At 43.3% G+C, this 17,308-nt stretch carries 13 protein-coding genes; 11 read left to right on the forward strand and 2 right to left on the reverse strand.

Translation table 11 applies throughout. The annotated features are described in order from the left end of the window. Positions 1–18: 18 nt before the first annotated feature. From feoB to EXT47_RS19535, 6 genes are all read left to right on the forward strand, one after another. Positions 19–2,103, forward strand: coding sequence for a ferrous iron transport protein B (gene feoB, locus EXT47_RS19510; RefSeq protein WP_039495009.1), 2,085 nt, complete (start codon positions 19–21; stop codon positions 2,101–2,103). Positions 2,104–2,370: 267 nt separating this feature from the next. Beyond that, a complete protein-coding gene (locus tag EXT47_RS19515) occupies positions 2,371–2,799 on the forward strand; it encodes a GNAT family N-acetyltransferase (protein ID WP_039495011.1) in 429 nt (142 codons plus the stop codon). 105 nt (positions 2,800–2,904) lie between these two features. After that, positions 2,905–4,758 carry a monovalent cation:proton antiporter-2 (CPA2) family protein gene (locus tag EXT47_RS19520; RefSeq protein ID WP_039495014.1) on the forward strand — a complete coding sequence of 618 codons (1,854 nt, stop codon included), beginning with the start codon at positions 2,905–2,907 and terminating at the stop codon, positions 4,756–4,758. 25 nt (positions 4,759–4,783) lie between these two features. Continuing rightward, complete coding sequence (locus tag EXT47_RS19525; RefSeq protein ID WP_039495016.1) at positions 4,784–5,683, forward strand: LysR family transcriptional regulator; 900 nt, start codon at positions 4,784–4,786, stop codon at positions 5,681–5,683. Positions 5,684–5,766: 83 nt separating this feature from the next. Beyond that, positions 5,767–6,456, forward strand: a complete 690-nt coding sequence (locus EXT47_RS19530; protein WP_039495017.1) for a pirin-like bicupin family protein — start codon at positions 5,767–5,769, stop codon at positions 6,454–6,456. A 46-nt stretch (positions 6,457–6,502) separates the two neighbouring features. Then, complete coding sequence (locus EXT47_RS19535) at positions 6,503–7,240, forward strand: sulfite exporter TauE/SafE family protein (RefSeq protein WP_039495019.1); 738 nt, start codon at positions 6,503–6,505, stop codon at positions 7,238–7,240. 62 nt (positions 7,241–7,302) lie between these two features. On the opposite strand, the gene EXT47_RS19540 is transcribed toward EXT47_RS19535, so the two are convergent. Together EXT47_RS19540 and EXT47_RS19545 are read right to left on the reverse strand one after the other, a co-directional pair. Further along, a complete protein-coding gene (locus tag EXT47_RS19540) occupies positions 7,303–7,737 on the reverse strand; it encodes a hemerythrin domain-containing protein (RefSeq protein WP_039495021.1) in 435 nt (144 codons plus the stop codon). A gap of 16 nt (positions 7,738–7,753) precedes the next feature. Beyond that, entirely contained in the window at positions 7,754–8,281 is a 528-nt protein-coding gene (locus EXT47_RS19545) for a hypothetical protein (RefSeq protein WP_039495024.1), read from the reverse strand. 537 nt (positions 8,282–8,818) lie between these two features. On the opposite strand from EXT47_RS19545, the gene EXT47_RS19550 reads away from it, so the two are divergent. The 5 genes from EXT47_RS19550 (at position 8,819) to EXT47_RS19570 (ending at position 17,297) form a co-directional block, all read left to right on the forward strand. After that, on the forward strand, positions 8,819–11,002 hold the full coding sequence (locus EXT47_RS19550) for a M4 family metallopeptidase (protein WP_130127371.1): 2,184 nt from the start codon (positions 8,819–8,821) through the stop codon (positions 11,000–11,002). 140 nt (positions 11,003–11,142) lie between these two features. After that, positions 11,143–12,972 (forward strand): M28 family metallopeptidase, encoded by a 1,830-nt coding sequence (locus EXT47_RS19555; RefSeq protein ID WP_130127372.1) that lies wholly within the window; start codon positions 11,143–11,145, stop codon positions 12,970–12,972. Positions 12,973–13,112: 140 nt separating this feature from the next. Next, complete coding sequence (locus EXT47_RS19560; protein WP_130127373.1) at positions 13,113–14,834, forward strand: ATP-binding protein; 1,722 nt, start codon at positions 13,113–13,115, stop codon at positions 14,832–14,834. After that, positions 14,827–16,185 carry a sigma-54 dependent transcriptional regulator gene (locus EXT47_RS19565; protein WP_039495030.1) on the forward strand — a complete coding sequence of 453 codons (1,359 nt, stop codon included), beginning with the start codon at positions 14,827–14,829 and terminating at the stop codon, positions 16,183–16,185. The genes EXT47_RS19560 and EXT47_RS19565 overlap by 8 nt, the downstream gene beginning before the upstream one ends. A 161-nt stretch (positions 16,186–16,346) precedes the next feature. Then, complete coding sequence (locus tag EXT47_RS19570) at positions 16,347–17,297, forward strand: porin (protein WP_039495032.1); 951 nt, start codon at positions 16,347–16,349, stop codon at positions 17,295–17,297. The last annotated feature ends 11 nt before the right edge of the window (positions 17,298–17,308 follow it).

A 17,308-nucleotide genomic window follows, 5' to 3' on the forward strand; every position in this document is an offset into this window, starting at 1 on the left:
GTTATTAAGGGCTCACGTATGAAAATTGCGTTAGTGGGCAACCCGAACTGCGGGAAAACCACATTATTTAACCGCCTGACCGGCTCTAAACAAAAAGTAGGGAATTGGCCAGGGGTAACTGTCGAGAAAAAATTCGGCTATTTTGCTTTAGAAAACACAAACGTAGAATTGGTAGATTTGCCCGGGCTCTATAGCATGGAACAAATTGAGCCAAGCCAAGATGAGCAAATCGCGTGTGACTTCCTAAAGCAAAATGAAGCCGATGTCATCATTAACATCGTGGATGCCGCTAACTTACAGCGAAACCTCGTATTAACTTCCCAGCTGAAAGAATTAGGTAAGCCTATTCTTGTTGTTGCAAATATGGTTGATGTCGCAACACAGCGTGGGAGAACGTTAGATTTAAAAAGACTCTCTGAACAGTTAGGGTTACCTGTAGTGCCATTCCACGGTGCTAAAGGTACAGGGCAAGAAGCGTTGTTGGAACAACTCGCACAGATCACTCGTTTTCCAAAAGCACCTGTGACGGCAAACACCGAAAGTGCCGGCAGCGATCCCCTCGAAAAAGCGGTTGCTCGTCACCAAGCAGTGAAAAAATTGGCTGATGGCGTAAGTATCATTACGCCAAAACGTGCAGATACAACAGAAACGCTTGATAAAATCGTGCTCAACCGCTGGCTTGGCGTGCCTATTTTCTTAGCCATGATGTATTTAATGTTTACCATTGCGGTGAATGTTGGTGCTGTATTTATCGACTTTTTTGACATCGCCGTGGGCGCCTTACTCATCGATGGTGTAAAAATCTTGCTAGCAGATATTGGCGCACCTCAATGGCTGGGTGTGTTATTGGCTGATGGTTTTGGTGCGGGTATTCAATTAGTGGCGACCTTCATCCCTGTTATTGCGGTGCTGTATCTGTGCTTATCCATTTTGGAAGATAGTGGTTATCTTTCTCGGGCCGCGTTTGTTATTGACCGTTTGATGTCATCCATTGGTCTACCGGGCAATGCTTTTGTACCTTTGATCGTTGGATTCGGCTGTAATGTGCCTGCGGTTATGGCGTCAAGAACGATGGGTCGAGAGTCCGATAGATTACTGACGATTATTATGGCGCCATTTATGTCCTGCGGTGCACGTTTGACGGTATATGCGTTATTTGCAGCGGCTTTCTTTCCAACGAACGGAGCCAATGTTGTTTTTGGTCTGTATTTGCTTGGCATATTGGTTGCGGTAGGTTCTGGCTTTTTATTTAGAAAGCAAGTATTCAAAACGCAAAAATTACCCTCATTTACCGAGATGCCAGCGTATCATATGCCAATTTGGCGCAATATACTCATTACCACTTGGCAGCGTCTGAGCGGCTTTATCAAACGTGCTGGCAAAACAATTGTTATGGTAGTTATTTTACTCAGTGCATTAAACTCGATTGGTACCGACGGTTCGTTTGGCAATGAGAATACAGATAAGTCACTTTTGGCGAAGGCTGCACAAGTGGTCACGCCAATCTTTGAGCCAATAGGGTTAAAAGAGGAAAACTGGCCTGCTACGGTTGGTGTTGTGACTGGTATGTTTGCCAAAGAAGCCATCGTCGGTACTTTAGATGCGCTTTATACCGGTGCCGAAGAAGAAGGTGGAGAGTTTTCATTGTTGGCTTCGTTAAAAGAAGCGTTGATGACCATAGTAGACAATAGTAAAGATCTTATCGCAAACCTTGGTGATCCATTAGGACTTAATGAATTAGAGTCAGGCGCTGAAAGTGGCACTGTGCTACTTACTGCAATGGCCGCGAAATTTAATGGTCAAATCGGTGCATTTAGTTATCTTGTCTTTATCTTACTTTACACACCTTGTGTAGCGGTATTAGGTGCAATTAAACGTGAATCTGGCGGTAAGTGGATGTGGCTTGTTATTGGCTGGACGACCTCAATTGCTTATATCATGGCGACTTTAGTTTACCAAGCTAGTCAGTTAAGCACCTCGCCAACGAGTGCTTCGCTTTGGATTATAGCGATGTTGTTGTTTGGATTTGCATGGTGGAAAGGATTATCCAGACTGGGTAATAAACTTAACCAACCACCAACCTATCAGATAAATTTAGGTTAGTTATTCAAAAGCTTGGTTAATTGAGCGGCGCTTAGAGCGCCGTTTTTTATGTTTTGGTATCAAGCAAAAAAAAGCAGTGTTAACTGAGTCAACACTGCCAACAACTCTAAATCAATCAAGGGGAGTCTTCGTAAAGGAGGTTACACCGCTTTATTGACGGAAGGGTGACGCAATAATGAAAGATTTATGACTGTGAAAATTTCACTTTGCTTCTTGCTAAAAATCGCTTAATTTTTAGCTCTATTCTTGCCGTTAACTGGGACAATAATGATAACCACTGATACTCCTCTAATTTTACGCCACCTTGATACTATCCATGCGCTGATCTCTAATTCTTATTGGGCAAAACAAATGCCTAAAGTATTGCTGGAAAAGGCCATTCAAAATAGCCTGAGCTTCATGTATTTGGACGATGAAGGTGAGTTTCAGGGTTTTTGTCGCGTGATAACTGACTATGCCACCTTTGCCTATCTTGCCGACGTGATAGTTGAGGAAAGTGCCAGAGGTAAAGGGGTAGGCAAAGCGATTGTTCAAGCCGTGGTTGAACATCCAGAGCTACAAGGCTTAAGGCGCTTTATGCTGGCAACTTTTGATGCGCATACTCTATATGAAAAATTCGGCTTTGCAGCGGTGCCAGATCCAAGTATTTTGATGCAGATCTGCCATCCTACAATATATTCGGATTTACAAGATTAATTGCTGGATTTTAGTCACTTATATTTTGTTTTTTAGAACGAAGACTGGATAAATGCACTTACCCTGAACATAATAAAGACGATAACAACAACAGGTGTCTTTATTATGTTACTGCTTGCGACTATCTATTTGGCTGCTGCGATATTGGCGGTGCCAATCGCTAAACGGCTAGGGCTTGGCTCTGTGCTTGGATATTTATTGGCAGGGATCCTAATTGGTCCTCATCTTCTTCATCTTGTGGGGGAGCAAACTGACGTCATGCACTTTGCCGAGTTTGGTGTGGTGATGATGCTATTCTTAGTCGGGCTTGAGTTACAACCCAAAAGGCTCTGGACGATGCGCCGCTCTATAGTTGGTCTCGGTGGCTTACAAGTGGTTATAACAACGGCTGTACTCTATTTCGCGATTGATTTAGCGCTTGGCTTTTTGTGGCAGCAATCATTAGCCATCGCGTTAATGTTGGCACTGTCTTCTACCGCCATTGCACTGCAAACCTTAAATGAAAAAGGCTTGATTAAACAATCTGGCGGTCAAAATGCGTTTTCGGTGTTGTTATTTCAAGATATAGCCGTGATCCCCATTCTCGCGATTATGCCGTTGTTAGCATTTAGTGATTTGGCTGTGAGTGATGGTCACAGCAACTTGTTACACGCTTTTCCGACTTATCTCCAAGTGGCTATTTCTGTTTTTGTGATTTTGGCTATTATCGCTGCTGGGCATTATGTTGCCGCGCCGTTATTTAGGTATATTGCCAGCACTCGAATGCGCGAACTATTTACCGTAGTGGCGCTATTTATCGTTATCGCAACCGCGTTATTGATGCAAAGCATTGGTTTATCCCCAGCGCTTGGAACATTTCTCGCGGGTGTTGTTCTCGCGGAAAGTGAATTTCGCCATGAATTAGAAGCCGATATTGAACCGTTTAAAGGGTTACTTCTTGGCCTCTTTTTCATGACAGTCGGCGCATCAATCGACTTTTCCTTATTGGCACAAAAATGGTTATTTATTTTAGCGTCAGTGGTGCTATTAATGGGGTTAAAGGCGGTTATTTTATATTTGTTGGCAACGGCGTTTTCACTGCATAAGCGAGCGATATGGTTATTTACCGCAGCCCTGTGTCAAGGCGGAGAGTTCGCGTTTGTACTACTTTCTGTTACTGGCAGTTTAGCAATCTTAACTCCAGATCAAGTCGCGTTAGTCACACTGGTTGTTGCGGTATCTATGCTCGGATCGCCCCTTATTTTTATTCTTTACGAAAAAATAGTTGAACGTCAGGCCAATACTACTCAAGAACAAGATAGCTTAGAGACGATGGAAGCGACACAAAACGTTATTGTGGTCGGCTACGGGCGTTTTGGCCAAGTGATAGGGCGCTTGCTCCATGCTCAGGGTTATCATTTATCGATCTTGGATCACAGCCCAAGCCAAATTGAATTACTCCGTCGCTTTGGCAATCAAGTATTTTATGGCGATGGTGCACGATTAGATTTGCTCGAAGCCGCAGGGGCTCACGAAGCGCAAATGCTGGTCGTAGCGATTGATGAACCAGATAAAACCCTCGAAATCGTCAGGTTAGCGCAGCAACACTTTCCGGATCTAAAACTTGTAGTTCGTGCGACCGACCGTCGCCATGCCTACCAACTGATAAAATTGGGTGTCACTGCGTTTGAGCGAGAAACTTTTGTCTCTGCTGTGAAGCTAGGTGAGCAGGCGCTTAAGTTATTGGGCCATAGTGAAGAAGATGTTGCACGAGCGGGCTACCTCTTTACTAAACACGATGTTGAATCTATGCACATGCTTGCTGATGTGTGGGGAGACGATGAAAGCTATGGTATTGCGATTCGTCAGCGTATGGCTGACCTCAAACAGGTACTTCAGGCGGACGAAAAAGCGCAAGAAGATCTTAATACCTGCCATGGTGAAAATTGTGAAGATAAACCACCAGCCATTGAACAATAACGTATAAATATTAGGTTAAATTAGTATGTTGAGAGTAACACTAGAGCAGTGGCGAATGTTTAGAGCCGTTGTTGAATATGGTGGTTTTAATCAAGCTGCTAAAGAAGTACATAAAAGCCAGTCAAGTATCCACACTGCGGTCCATAAAATTGAGGAAGGCCTTGGTGTTAAGCTTTTTAGAGTCGAAGGGCGAAGAACCCTGTTAACCGAAGCGGGTGAAATGATGCTGCGCCGTGCCAATTATCTCTTGGAAGAAGCGGCGAAAGTGGAAGCGGTAGGGCAGACGCTGGGCGAGGGAGTTGAGAGTCAACTGCGCATAGCGGTCGATGAAATTTTCCCACAGCAGGTACTCTATAAGGTGCTAGAAAATACATCTGCGCAATACCCTTTATTGCGTGTCGAGTTGGTTGAGTCAGTATTAACAGGCGCATCTGAACTTTTGCAAAATACCGACGTAGATATCGCTATTTCTCCGGTTACTTTACAAGACGGGTTCAGTGAAGAGTTGTGCCAAATCGAGTTTGTTGCAGTGGCAAATCCCAATCACGCATTACATCAATTTGGTCGCGCGCTTACATTCGAAGACTTAAAATCCCATCGTCAAATCGTAGTGAGAGACTCTGCAATCTCGCGTAAAAAAGATGAAGGTTGGTTGGGGGCGCATCAACGTTGGACGGTGAGCCATATGACAACCTCGATAGATATGATAGCGCAAGGCTTAGGATTTGCTTGGTTACCTATTCCGGCTATCAAAACACAACTAGACTCTGGCGTCTTGAAACCACTACCACTAGCGCAACATAGTCAACGTAAAGCACAGCTTCATCTTATTTTTAAAGATGGTGACAGGCTTGGGCCCGCCGCGCGCGCTTTTATTGGTGAGTTAAGATATCAGTGCATGCAGCTAGAAGATTCTGTTGAGTAGAATGGTTGATGTTAAATTATCAAATTTTATTCGTTTCAAACAGGCAATAGACTAAGGTCATCAACATGCGTTTGGAGCGAAACATGCGATATATTCGAAAAGCACAAGATAGAGGTAAAGCAGATTTTGGCTGGTTGCAAAGCCAACATAGTTTCTCATTTGGTCGATATTATGATCCCGCCCACATGGGATTTGGTAATCTTAGGGTGATCAATGATGACTCCGTACTTGGTGGTCATGGCTTTGATACTCATGGTCACCGAGATATGGAAATTATTTCCTATGTCATTGACGGTGAATTAGCACATCAAGATAGTATGGGTAATCAGTTTACTGTGGCGGCAGGTGAAGTTCAGAGAATGAGCGCCGGTAGTGGCATTCTTCATTCAGAATATAATGCTTCAAAGACAGCGCCTGCCCATTTTTTACAAATTTGGATAGAGCCAAAGCTTAAAGGCATAACGCCGAGTTATGAACAAATTCAAATTAAACAAAGTAGTGCACTTACGCCGATTGTTACGCCTACAGGCGTGGGGGGCACTCTGAGTATCAATGCAGAAGCTGAAATACACCGCTTGCAGCTTCATCAAGGTCAACAGATTGAGCTTAATGCGCACGCGCAAAAAGCCTATTTGCACATTGTTGGCGGCGAAGCGACGCTTGATGGTGAGGCATTTCAGCAAGGAGATGGCATCGGTCTGATTGCTGGTGACAACATGCAGGTTACGGCAGTAACAGATGTTGAAGCGCTGTGGTTTTTATTACTTAACTAAGCAAATTGGTATTAAATTCAGCGCCTAAAATTAAAGGAATTGACGAATGACAGAACCAATACAACTTGCAGTAATTGCCCTTGTCGTTCTGCTAAGTGGTATTTCAAAGTCTGGCTTTGCAGGCGCGTTAGGGGCGTTTTCTGTTCCAATTTTGATGATGGTGTTGAACCCAAGGGACGCCATTGCGTTGATGCTTCCGCTACTTATCGTCGCGGACGTTTTTAGCCTGAAGAGCTATTGGCGCTTATGGAATTTGCCAGAATTAAAGCGGTTATTGCCAGGTACACTAGTCGGGATAGCCTTAGCAACGCTTTTTCTTCAAGGCGTCAGTGAGTTTTGGCTGACGGTTGTGATTGCAGCGATGAGCATAATATTTGCGCTTAAAAGCTTACTGATCAAAAATACACCTGAAAGTGTTGGGCACTTAAGGTTACTGGCCGCGAGCACCTCTACCGCAGCTGGTATCTCCACGACCTTAATTCATGCAGGCGGCCCACCACTCATGGTGTATTTTAATGCTCGAAAATTAGAGCCAACGGCTTATATCGCGACAGTTGCGGTACTATTTGCACTGATGAATGTGATTAAGTTGGCGACCTTCTCTGCAACTGGGTTGTTACAGTGGCAACATGTGCTGCTTGCTATCTGTTTTACTCCTTTAGCGTTGCTTGGTAATAGACTCGGTGTGCACCTTGCAAAACGCTTACCTAAAAAGCAATTTTTGCTGGTGATGAATGGACTTCTGCTCATGCTTGGACTGGTATTAATTGGTAAATTGTTGTGATGGTATCGGGTTACCAACATCCAGCAAAGTAAATGCCCACAACATGGTGTGGGCATAGAAAACTATAACTGCTCTTCCATCTCTTTTTGATACTCATCTGCAAGTTGCGACTTTTCACTTTTATCAAGTACCTTACCCGCACGCTGGAAAAACGCTTGCTCTTCGTCGGCCAAGTGATGCTCAACTTTGTCTTTGAGTTTTTTCAATTTAGTTAGCCAACTAGGGTCGGAAAACTCCGTATTATCCAGTACCTCAATTAGCTCATCAATCTCATGATGCTCCGCGATACCGTGGCGAGAGTCTTCGATTGTCATATCGCTTTCCATTAATGGGGCGTAAAAGTACCTTTCTTCTGCGATGGCATGCGCTTCTAGCGCGTCCTTCAACTCTTTATAGTACTTTTCGCGGACCTTTGAATCACCAGACGTTTCTGCCAACATATTCAATAGGGCGCGTTGATGATCATGATCTTGCTTTATTGCATTAAAAATTTCCATGTAGATTACCTCTTATCTAGCTTAAAACGTCTGCTTTGCTGTTGTTTTTAAAAAACGACATGAGTTTGCCACGATGCGCCTCATTATTCGTTTTAATGATAAGCAGCCACTTGCCCTCTGCGATTTTATTCATCACCGCCTGATTAAACGCATCTTTGTCTGGACGCAAAGAAATAAGGCCTGAAGCAAATAGCCCTAAAAATAAGCCGGGGCTTAATAAAGCGATAAACGTTAAGTAAGGATTAGCTTGTGTGAAAGCCGGTCCATAACTTACCAATAGCCCTGCGATGAGAAAGCCTAATATCACCCCCATGCTGCCAAGGTATAAATGCCAATTAAGCATGTTTCTGGCAAGACGATTTTCGCTTTTAGGTTCAAGTCTTTTGTCGGCATCTTTGTCATACGGATTAACCAGTTGTAGATGCTCATGTTGAACAAGGTGGCTATTTAACAATTCATTTTGCAATTCTTCTGCGGCTGCTTTCCCTGTTAGAACGGCCCCAACTCTATGATCTGCGTAGGATAATATTTCAAAAGTATCCATTACTCCTCCTAATTTCGTTGCAGCTTGTAATTATTCAAACTGCAAGTGTTATACCGAGAGTGTAAGATTTCTAATATATTGAATTTTATTAATAATTTTAGACTCTAGGTGTTGTGGGGTTGAACAAATGAAGCACAAACAAGAAAGAATTACCGAGTAGTTACTACATGTTTTGATACAACATAATGATTGTAAAGTTAGTTTAGGGAAGAAATTGGCATATTTACTCATATCGTATCAAAAAATTTACAAAGATGTGTTTTGTTACTTAATTCAAGATATTAAGTCTGGGTCTATTTTTTAAACAAATGCATGAAAGCATTGCATAAATATTTAAGGTAAATTAAATATTATTAAAATGTTAACTTTGGGGTTTATTTATTTGATTTGCTGCCTAGTCTAATAAGGCGTGGCAAGTGCTAATAGGCTTGCCATGTCTTCTGCAGTTGAAGGAGAAAACAGTCACATTTCATCCAATGCTTCTTGTGAGGCAATGATGAAAAGGACAATAAAACAACAATACTAGGAGTGTAATTCGTGAAATTATCTACAGTAACTATGGCTACGGCGTGTGCGATTGCGTTTACTTCGCTCAGTGCTCAAGCTGCAACAAAACAATACCTAAACCAGCAAGCCGACATTAATACTATGCTTAAATCAGCTTCTCAAACTGTGTTGAGTACACAGCCAGAAGTGCTGATTGGCTTAGAAAATGCGAGCCAACTAAAGGAGCTTAAAAGCTTCAATAGTAAAAAAGGTGAAGTAACTAAGCGTTTTCAACAAATGTACCAAGGATTACCAGTGATTGGGGATTCGGTCATTTTAACGTTTGACGATGCCGGTGCGCTTAAAAAAGCTCACGGTGCGGCGGTTTATAACATCGCGGCTGACATCGGTTCGGTAAAACCCAAGCTCAATGCCAAAATGGCATTGAGTCAGTTTGAAAAGCAGTCGCTTAGTGCAGACAAAAAGCTTAAAAAACATAACGAGAAATCTCGTCTTGCGATCTGGCTTGATGGCAATTCAACGGCACGTTTAGTGTATGAAGTCACTTTTGTTACTTATGGTGATGAGCCTAAGCGTCCATATTTGATCATTGATGCAAACACAGGCGAAGTGTTAGAAAGCTTCAATAACTTGCAGCATGCAGATGCGATAGGCCCTGGTGGTAACCAAAAGACTGGTCGTTACCAATATGGTACTGATTATGGTCATCTAGACGTAGCGCAGTCGGGCAATACTTGTACCATGACGAATGCGAACGTTAAGACAATTAACTTAAATCACGGTAGTAGCGGTTCGACTGCACATAGCTTTACATGCCCAGAAAATACCGTTAAAGAAATTAACGGTGCATACTCACCGCTGAACGACGCCCATTATTTTGGCAATGTAGTATTTAATATGTACAACGATTGGCTCGGCACAGCGCCGTTGTCGTTCCAGCTTAAAATGCGTGTGCACTATAGTAGCAACTACGAAAACGCGTTTTGGGATGGCAGTGCGATGACATTTGGTGATGGTGCAAATACATTCTATCCGTTGGTAAGTCTTGATGTATCTGCTCACGAAGTAAGCCATGGTTTCACTGAGCAAAACTCAGGTTTGGTATACCGTTATAAATCAGGTGGCTTGAACGAAGCGTTTTCTGATATGGCAGGTGAAGCTGCTGAATTTTATATGAAAGGCAGCAATGACTGGTTAGTTGGACAAGACATTTTCAAAGGGAGTGGTGCATTGCGTTATATGAATGATCCAACGCAAGACGGTCGCTCAATCGATCATCAGTCTAACTATACGTCTAGCATGGATGTTCATCACACTTCAGGGGTGTTCAACAAAGCCTTCTACAATCTGGCAACTACGGCAGGTTGGGATACGAAAAAAGCCTTTATCGTAATGGCAAAAGCTAACCAAATGTATTGGACCGCTAATACTGACTGGGACTTAGCTGGTAATGGCGTGATGGATGCGGCATGTGACCTAGGTTATGAACCTGGTGATGTACAAGCTGCGTTAGCAGCGGTTGGCGTTAACTCTAACTTAAGCACAGGTAGTAGCTGTGACACCAACCCACCACCTCCTCCTGGTGGCGATGAAGAGTTAACGAACGGTCAGCCTCGTACTGGGATCAGTGGCGCGGCAAAAGAGCAAATGTTTTTTACCCTTGATGTGCCAGCTGATGCGACTAGCCTAAACTTCACCACTTCTGGTGGTAGCGGTGATGCGGACCTTTATGTCAAGTATGGCTCTCGTCCGACACTAAACACTTATGACTGCAATAGCACAACGTCTACAAGCAACGAAAGCTGCGATATTAGTAACATTCAAGCTGGTAAGTACTACGTGATGGTCGAAGCGTGGAATCAGATTTCGGGCGTAACTTTGACTGGTACATACAGCTCAACAGGTGGAACTCAACCAATTGACCGCACTGAGTCAAATATCAGTGTTGCATCTGGCAGCTGGACACGTTTCACGCAAGATCTAAATGCTAGCTACAGCAGCCTTGAAGTAAGCATTTCAGGTGGTTCAGGTGATGCGGACCTATATGTAAACTTTGGTTCTCAATCAACAACGTCGAGCTATCAGTGTCGTCCTTATAAAAACGGTAACAACGAGACTTGTACGATTGCAAACCCACAACAAGGTACTTGGTATATTGATTTACGTGGCTATAGCGCAGCTAGCGGTGTAACACTGAATATTAAAGCGAACTAAGTAACAGTTTATAGGGAGCGCAAGCTCCCTTTCTTTATTAGGGCCTGAATAAGGTCATAAATTTACCTCATTTGAATAATCCTTTTATTTTGCTCAGCGCTTAAATCATGTTGTTATTCAAATGAGTTGAGGATACAACAATGAAATTAACTACACCTATGCTACTGAGCATTGCCTGTTTGAGTAGCTTTTCTGAAGCGTCTGAAGAGGTTTGGGTGACGATGGATGCGAAGTCTAGTCAGCATTTCCAAGTTCATAATTCTATTCGCGGTACTCACTTCGAACAGCTTTCTTTACCAAACAGCGAAGTTAAAGCGTTAAAAGTACCTGCAAACTTACATTCACACCTGAGTGCATTTATGCACGACGAATATCACCGCTGTGGTGGTTTTGTCGCCCACGACTCCTTAGAGCAGGCGCAAAGCTATCTTGCACAGTTAGAAAGCGTAAACCCAAGTGCGACGCTGGTTAACTACAGCATTGATAACCCCACACGGGTTAACAGCTTAATCTCAAAAGTCAGTACAGTGAACTTGGACAGCAGCGTCAACTCGCTAACCAGTTTTTATAACCGCTATTATACCTCGCAAACAGGCATTGATGCTGCTGCATGGGTCAAGCAAACATGGAGTGATATTGCAGCAAGTCGCTCAGATATTAGTGTTGAATATTTTAGCCATTCTTGGGCTCAATCTTCAGTAATTGTCACCATTCCTGGTAGTGAACTGAGTGATGAAATCGTTATTATCGGCGGGCACCTTGATTCAATTAACCAATCTAACTCGAGTGGACTTGCGCCGGGTGCGGATGATAATGCCTCTGGGATAGCTGTGCTTACCGAAGCGCTAAGCGCTATTGTTGAAGATGGTTATCAGCCTCAGCGGACAATCCAAATCATGGGCTTTGCGGCAGAAGAAGTTGGGCTTCGAGGTTCTAAAGCTATCGCGCAGTCGTACAGCTCTCAGGGAAAAAACGTAGTCGGTATGACACAATTTGATATGACTGGCCGCAATGGCAGTAGTGCGGATATTGTGATGATGACAGACTATACAAACAGCGCACAGAATCAGTTCTTAGGCCAATTAATTGAAACTTATTTGCCAAACCTAAGCTATGCCTATGACCAATGCGGTTATGGTTGCTCCGATCATGCATCTTGGTATCAACAAGGGTTCCCAGCTTCTATGCCATTTGAATCAAGAATGTCAGAGATCAACAGAAAAATTCATACCACCAACGATACTGAATTTGATTCAACACATGCACAAAAATTTGCAAAACTCGCGCTGGCATTTGTTGCTGAGCTTGGTAAAAATGCGGGTGATACACCTCCGCCACCGCCAAACAATGAGCTTGAAAATGGCGTGGCTAAAACGGGCATTTCTGGCGCTTCTAAAAGCCAACAGTTTTTCACCATGGAAGTACCACAAGGTGCGACTAACTTAAGTTTTACCACTTCAGGTGGCACTGGTGACGCCGATCTCTACGTTCGCTATGGCTCCAAACCTACTTTGGATACTCATGACTGCAAGAGCACTAACTCGTCTAGTAACGAGCAATGCAATATTTCCGCTGTGCAAACTGGCACGTATTACGTGATGGTAGAGGCATGGAACGCGATTTCGGGGGTCAGTTTGGTAGGACAATACGATACCTCAAGTGGCAATACGCCTATTGACGAAACTATCAATAATATTTCAGTCGCCAGCGGACAGTGGCAGTATTTTAGTCAAGCACTAACCGCGGGATATCAAACCCTGACAATTACGACGTCGGGAGGCACGGGAGATGCGGATCTTTATGTTAATTTTGGCACGCAACCAAATACCAGTACCTACCAATGTCGGCCGTACAAAAATGGCAATAATGAGGTATGTACAATCTCCAATCCTCAAGCAGGCACTTGGCATATTGGCCTACAAGGCTACCAAGCAGCGAGCAATGTAACGCTAAATATTAGCGCGAATTAATACGCATTTAAAATTAAGACCGGAGATAAAACCTTGTTTATCTCTGGTCTTAGCGCTTAGTGATACATTGATTTAAAGAGATTTGATTTAATTGATATTCTGCTTCTGATAGACTCAATGAGTTCAATTAGGAGTTGCGTGTGTCACATAAGTTCTCAGTTAAGATATTAATTTATCTTTTATTATTATTTTGTGGGCTGTGGGCAAGCTATTTGTTCAATGTGGCACAGGATGAGGAAAGCGTCCTTGTTCAGACTAAAACCAATCTAGAAAAGCTCAATAGTTATATCCAGACTGAATTTACTCGTTATCAAGCTATCCAAATGCAATTGAGCTTAAGCAATTTGGTGCAATCAGGCTTACAGCAAGCAACCGCTAAAAACTCCAATGAACTGGACAGATATCTACAGGACATTCAAATATCCAGTGGTGCGTCAGACGTTTACCTGCTAGACCTCAGTGGAACTGTGATTGCAAGTAGCAACTGGTATTTGCCGCATAGCTATAAAGGCAGCAATTTTGCCTTTCGCCCCTATTTTTACGAAACAATCGAGGGCAATGAGCATGTCTCTTTTGCGCTCGGTTTACGTTCCAAAACCCGTGGCTTCTATTTTGCTAAATCTGTCTACAAAGATGGATCGCTCGTGGGCGTGGTGGTGATGAAGGTTAACGCCAGTAAATTTGAATCAGACAAAGCCCAGCTTGATACGGGAACTGATAGCCATTTCTTAATTGTGGACGATAATCATATTGTGCTGGCATCTGATGTTGAGCAGTGGCGGTTAGCCTCGTTAGGGCAATTATCCCCCACAAAGCGTAAAGAAATTGAATCCTCAAGGCAGTTTGAAAACGAATCTTTGTTTCCGATTGATTGGCGCGTGCTTTCACCAACCAGAGTGAAAACTTCATCACATGGCAGCGATGCGCTGATGCAAAAGAGGCCGCTTAACAAGCAATACACACTTTATTTGCTACATGAAGTTGCACCTATCAAAGCGGCACAGTGGCCGCGGCTTGGGGTAACCGCACTGGTATTGATTTTACTCTTTGTTGTTGTTGAGTACACGTTGAGTAAACTGACAGGATACAGACAACTGCTTTTCAGCCAACGGAGTCTCGAGGCTGAGGTTGCCAGCCGCAAGCAAGCGCTCGAGCAGGCGCAAGATGCACTTATTCGCGCTGCCAAGTTGGCAACCATAGGGCAGCTCAGCGCCAGCATTAACCATGAAATCAATCAACCACTTAGTGCCATGAGTGCGTATGTTGCCAGCGCCAAACGATTGGCTCAAAAGGGAGAAGTGAGCAAAGTAGTCGAAAACATGGTCCTGATCCAATCTTTGATCACTAGAGTGCATAAAATTGTGGCGCAGCTAAAGTCATTTAGTCAGCATCATGATAATAAGATGCTGGTGGCCAACCTTAAACACTCAGTAGATAACGCCTTAGTTATAGTTGGGCCTGAACTCAAACGCTACGGTGTAGCAATTCAAAGTGAGGGGCTTGTGTGCAATATCTGGGTCGATCCATTTAAGTTTGAGCAAGTACTGGTGAATATTATTAGCAATGCGTGCCAAGCCATTGTTGAGCAAGATAATAAATGTATTTATATTCGCGCCGTGGAGCATGAAGGCAAGATCCAGCTGTCGATTATTGACTCGGGCGAAGGGATAAAACAGCACGCTTTATCTAACATATTTGAACCGTTTTACACCACTAAGTCAGGTAATGGCTTGGGCTTAGGGTTATCCATTTCAAAGCAGATCATTGAATCGTTTCATGGCAAACTCAGTGCCCATAATCATCCGCAAGGTGGTGCCGAGTTTTTAATTAGTTTACACACAAAGAATCCGCAACATGACTGAAGAGAAAACCCTGTTAATCATCGATGATGAACAAAGTATACGAGATGCACTAAAGCAACTATTTGAAATAGAAGGGTACTCTGTGCAGTGTTTTTCCAGTGCGACGCCTGCATTAAAAAAGCTTTCTCGTCAGTTTAGCGGAGTTGTGCTTTGTGATATCAATATGCCCGAGGTTAATGGTATTCAATTTTTAGATCAGGTAATGCAGTTTGATTCTGAGTTACCTGTGGTATTTCTAACCGGCTTTGCGGATGTTGAAGTGGCGGTAAAAGCTATCCAAAAAGGGGCTTACGACTTTTTTGAAAAGCCTGTGTCAGAGCCGCTACTTGACTGCATAGAAAGGGCGCTTGATAAACGCCGGTTGGTGATGGAAAACCGAGAGCTAAAAGCGCAAGTTAAGAAAAAGTCTGCGCCGGGCGTGCGGATCTTAGGTGAGACAAAACAAATGCAGCAAATGCTGCATTTGCTTGATGCTGTGATTGATACCCCTGCTGACGTATTGATTGAAGGTGAAACCGGTACAGGAAAGGAATTGGTGGCTCGATACTTACATGACCATAGCGAGCGTTCAAACCATAACTTTGTTGCTATCAATTGCGGCGCAATTCCAGAAGAGCTGATTGAAAGTGAATTATTTGGTGCCAAAAGTGGTGCGTTTACGGGTGCTAAAGAGTCTCGCGAGGGAAAATTTTCTTTTGCGCAAGGTGGTACGGTTTTTTTGGATGAAATCGAAGCCATGTCTGCGGCTTTACAAGTGAAGCTGCTGCGCGTTTTAGAAGAAAGAAGTGTGACGCCTGTTGGCAGCAACACTGCGATAGCACTGGACATTAGAGTGGTTGCAGCGACCAAAGTGGATTTACAAACCTTAGTCGCACAAGGTAAATTCCGTTCGGATTTATTTTATCGACTTAACCTCGTCAAAGTGATGATCCCATCACTTCGTTCCAGAAAAGCTGATATTCCGCTGCTATATAAACACTTTAGCTCCATTGCAGCTACTCGCTTTCATAAACCTATGCAGCCAATTAGTCCTGAATTAGAGGCGCAGCTGCTAGCGCAAGACTGGCCTGGGAACGTGCGAGAGCTGAGAAACCACGCCGAGCGCCATATTTTACTCGGTGGTGCGATGACTGCGAGTAACAACATGCAAAGCAATTTGTCTGATGAAACGTTGAGTTTGGCTGAGAAGGTGAGCTACTACGAACAATCGTTAATTGAAGAAGCACTGGCACAAAGCCAAGGTAGTATAAAAGATGCGATGAATTTATTAAAAGTGCCGAGAAAAACCTTGTACGACAAGATGAGCAAGTATGGTTTAAATCGCACTATGTTCACCAATGATGATGGGTGAATTTAGTGACACAGTATAGATTTAAGTGTGTGGAAATCCGCACATTTTAGCTGCCATTAGCCTTTTATTTTGATTTATCCATCTGATTTATATTAAAAAATAAACTCTGGTCTCAGAATTGCGTTGTCTTAAGCGACAATAATCAAAAAATGAGACAAGTTATGACAGCAAGTAAATCTTTAGCGGCGTTGGCAGTTGCCAGTGCAACGTTATCAGCCTCTGCGTTAGCCGCAGACTACAGCATTTATGGTAAAGCAGAAGTTCAAATTGCCAACACAGACAAAGGTGTGATGCGTTATACCAAAGAGGGCACACAAATTGACGCACCATTTTCAAGAATTGGTGTAAAAGGCACTCACGGCTTATCAAGCGATCTAAAACTCGTCTACAAATATGAAGTACAAGTTAAAGGTTTTGAACACGACGATACCACCGAGCCATTTTCAGCAAGAAACACCTATGTTGGCCTTGAAGGTAAATTTGGTACGGTTTTAGTGGGCAGAAACGACACGCGTTTTAAATTCAGTGAAGGTAAAATCGATCAATTTAACGAAACCCAAAGTGATATTGCCCAAGTGCTAGCAGGCCAAGACAGAGTTGGTGATTCAATTACCTATTCTTCACCTAAATGGAACGACTTTTCTTTTTCTCTGACCTACACACCTAAAGACGACGCGAGCAACGACGAAACTGGGTTTGCAGCTACCGCAATTTATGGTGACCGAGCATTAAAAAATAAAGATTACTATGTTGCTCTGAGTCATACCGACAGTATTGGTAATTTGGTTGCTACGCGTATCGCGTTGGCTTACAAGTGGCAAAAGCTACAACTTGGTGCCATCATCCAAGACAGTGAAAATCTAGCGAAAGACAAATCAGGTAATGGCTATGTGCTAAGCGCAAGTTACCAACTCGATGATAATTGGCGTCCGAAGTTACAGTTTGCCAAAGACTCAAGCGGATTACGCCACAGTGAAGGTGCGACTCAGTGGACGCTAGGTACAGACTATATTTTTGATAAACAAACTAACTTGTATGTGATGGCAACGCAGCTCGACCTTGAAACACAAGACGATACTAGCATCGCTGTTGGCTTAAAATATAAGTTTTAAAGGTTCAAGAT

The organism is Pseudoalteromonas sp. CO342X (assembly GCF_004208915.1).
Taxonomy (GTDB): domain Bacteria; phylum Pseudomonadota; class Gammaproteobacteria; order Enterobacterales; family Alteromonadaceae; genus Pseudoalteromonas; species Pseudoalteromonas maricaloris.